At 73.8% G+C, this 3,138-nt stretch carries 3 protein-coding genes; all 3 read left to right on the forward strand.

What is annotated here, in order from left to right:
- Nucleotides 1-1,324, forward strand: a 1,324-nt coding sequence (locus FF041_RS13240) for an SCO6880 family protein (RefSeq protein ID WP_228388182.1), incomplete at its 5' end; no start/stop codon positions are given.
- A 19-nt stretch (nt 1,325-1,343) separates the two neighbouring features.
- Entirely contained in the window at nt 1,344-1,751 is a 408-nt protein-coding gene (locus FF041_RS13245; protein ID WP_153523021.1) for a DUF6238 family protein, read from the forward strand.
- A 19-nt stretch (nt 1,752-1,770) separates the two neighbouring features.
- A partial coding sequence (locus tag FF041_RS13250; RefSeq protein ID WP_228388183.1) for an ATP-binding protein occupies nt 1,771-3,138 on the forward strand: 1,368 nt, incomplete at its 3' end.

Consider the following 3,138-nt stretch of genomic DNA (forward strand, 5'->3'; position numbering starts at 1 on the left):
CGCCGGCGTCCCCGGGGCGCTGAAGCTCATCCCCCTGTGGGCGCTCATCCTGGCTGCCGTGTTCGTCCGGTACCGGGGACGCTCCCTCGCCGACTGGGCCCCGATCGCCCTCCGCTACGCGACCCGCCGGGCCAAGGGTCAGCTCGTGTGGCTGACCCGGCCCTCGTCCCGGCCCCGGCGGGAGGGGCTGCTCCACCTCCCGGGCACGGCCGCGTCCCTGCGGGTGGTCACCTCCCCCGACCGGCACACCGGCGCCGTCCACGACCCGCACCAGGGCACGCTGACCGCGGTCGTCCGGGTCTCGTCCCGGGCGTTCGCGCTGCTCGACCCGGCGGCCCAGAACTCGAATGTCGCCGGGTGGGGGCGGACCCTGGCCGCGCTGTCCCGTACCGGGCACATCGCCCGCGTCCAGGTCCTGGAGCGGACGGTGCCGGACTCCGGCGACGCGCTCCAGCGGTACTGGTCCGAGTACGGGAACCCGGGCACGCATCTCGCCGGGCCCGTCTACACCGACCTGGTCACCGCCGCCGGTCCGGCCGCCGCCCCGCACGAGAGCTACGTCGCCATCGCCCTCGATCTGAAGGCGGCGCGGCGACTGATCAACCAGGCCGGCGGTGGGCTGACCGGGGCGTTCTCGGTGCTGACCCAGTTGACCGCGACGTTCGACCATTCCGTCCGCAACGCGGGCCTGGTCCCGGGCGGGTGGCTGACCGCGGGCGAGATCGCCGCCGTGATCCGTACCGCCTACGACCCGAAGGCGGGCGCCGCCCTCGATCAGTGGTCCCCGGGTGACCGGCCGGAGGCCGACCCGGCCGCCGCCGGTCCGGTGGTGCTGGTGGAGAAGGCGGACCGGATCGAGACCGACTCGGCTCACCACGCCACGTTCTGGATCGAGAACTGGCCCCGGATCGAAACCGGTGCGGGGTTCCTGCACCAGCTCCTGTTCACCTCCGGCGTCCGCCGCACCCTCTCCCTCACCTACGCGCCGAAGGGCCTCGACGCGGCGCTCAAGGACGTGCAGCGGAAGAAGGCGACCGTGATCGCGGACGCGGCGGAGCGTCAGCGCAAGGGTCAGGTCGACTCCGAGGAGGACAACGTCGAGTACGCGGACATCAAGAACCGCGAACGCGAGCTGATCGCCGGCCACGCCGACGTCGCCCTCACCGGGCTCGTCACGGTCTCGGCGGACACCCCCGACCAGCTCAACTCCGCCTGTGCGGCGATCGAGACGGCGGCCGTCGCGGCGCTGGTCGATCTGCGTCCGCTGACCTGGCAGCAGGCCGAGGCGTTCACCAACGCCGCCCTGCCGCTCGCCCGCCCGTGACCGAGGGACTCAGAAGCCGATGCCGACCGACCTGGCGTTCGCCACCGAGGCCCTCGATTTCCACCGGGCGATCACCGTCCCCGACGGCCCGCTCGCCGCCACCCGCCCGGAACTGGACGCCCTCCACCAGCACTGCCTCGCCCTCTACGCCCTCCTGGACGCCCACACCACCCGCACCACCCCGATCGACCGCGCCGGGGGCGAGGCCCTTCGAGCGGCGCGGGTGCGGCTGTGGCAGGCGGCCGAGCACCTGCACGCCGCCTGGCACCACGCCCCGGCCACCGACGCCGACCGGCTCCTCGTCCGGGGCGGCTGCCGTCCCCGGCTGCCGGTGTGCGGACGCCACCTGCGGATGTCCGTACGGGTCCGCCACACCCACACCCCCGCCGAGCTACGAGCCCCCTTCACCGGCCCCGACCGCCTCTGACCGACCGGAGTACCCACCGATGTCCGTTCGCCCCCGGGCCACCGCCAGCCCGCTGTTCACCCCCCACCGCACCGACCGCCGGACCAACCGGCGGGCGAAGGCCGAATTCACCGCCGCGCAGGCCAAAGCCCGCCACGCCACCCGCCCCCAGGACCGCCGTACCGCCACCGGGCCGGACCCGGAGCTGGTCCCCACCTATCCAGCCTCCGGCCGACCCGGACCGGCCTCCGCCCGGGGCGGCCAGCTCCGGCTCCCAACCCACCGGATGACCACCGCCGTCGCCTCCGGCGCGTATCCGTTCCTCGCCGAGGGCGGGCTCGGCGCCCAGGGGATCTACGTCGGGCAGGACGTCCACGCCGAAGCCAGCTTCTGCTACGACCCGTTCGCCCTCTACGGGCGGCTGGAGGGGTTCACCAACCCCAACATCCTGCTCGCGGGGATTATCGGCATGGGCAAGTCCGCCCTCGCCAAAAGTCTGGCGCTGCGAGCCACCGCCTTCGGCTACAAGGTCTACGTCCCGTGCGACCCGAAGGGCGAGTGGACGGTCGTCGCCCGGGAGCTGGGCGGGCAGACCATCGCCCTCGGGCCCGGCCTCCCCGGCCGGCTGAACCCGCTGGACGCGCCGGAGAAGCCGTACGGGATCAGCGACGAGGACTGGACCACCGAGGTCCGCAAGCGCCGCCTGCTCCTCCTCGGTTCGCTGGCGAAGACCGTGCTCCGGCGTGAGCTGCACCCGATGGAGCACACCGCCCTGGACATCGCGCTCGACCAGGTCGTCGCCTACAGCCAGCAGACGGGGACGACGCCGCTGCTCGGGGACGTCGCCTTCGTCCTCGGCTCGCCCCAGCACCTCGACGCCGCCACCGGCGAATCGTCCGGGCGGCTGGGCCGGGCGGCCGAGGACCTCGCCCACGCCCTGCGCCGCATGATCCACGGTGATCTCGGCGGCATGTTCGACGCCCCGTCGACGGTGCGGTTCGATCCGTCGGCGCCGATGCTGTCGATCGACCTGTCCCGGCTCGGCGGCACCGGCGACGACACCGGTCTCGTCCTGGCGATGACCTGCGCCTCGGCGTGGATGGAGGCGGCGATCTCCGACCCCACCGCCGGGCGCCGCTGGGTGATCTACGACGAGGCGTGGCGGGTGATGCGGCACGTCGCCCTGCTGGAGCGGATGCAGTCCCAGTGGAAGCTCTCCCGGGGCCTGGGCATCGCCAACGTCATGGTGATCCACCGGCTGTCCGATCTGCTGACCGCGGGCGAGGCCGGCTCCCGGGGCCGCGCCCTCGCCGAGGGCCTCCTCACCGACTGCTCCACGCGGATCATCTACCGGCAGGAAGCCGACCAGCTCGCCTCCGCCTCCGCCCTCCTCGGGCTGACCGGCGTC

It is taken from the genome of Streptomyces jumonjinensis, from assembly GCF_009600885.1.
Taxonomy (GTDB): domain Bacteria; phylum Actinomycetota; class Actinomycetes; order Streptomycetales; family Streptomycetaceae; genus Streptomyces; species Streptomyces jumonjinensis.

Bases quoted from the DNA above. Each gene is read 5' to 3' on its own strand.
- FF041_RS13245 (WP_153523021.1), top strand. From the start codon at position 1,344: ATGCCGACCGACCTGGCGTTCGCCACCGAGGCCCTCGATTTCCACCGG.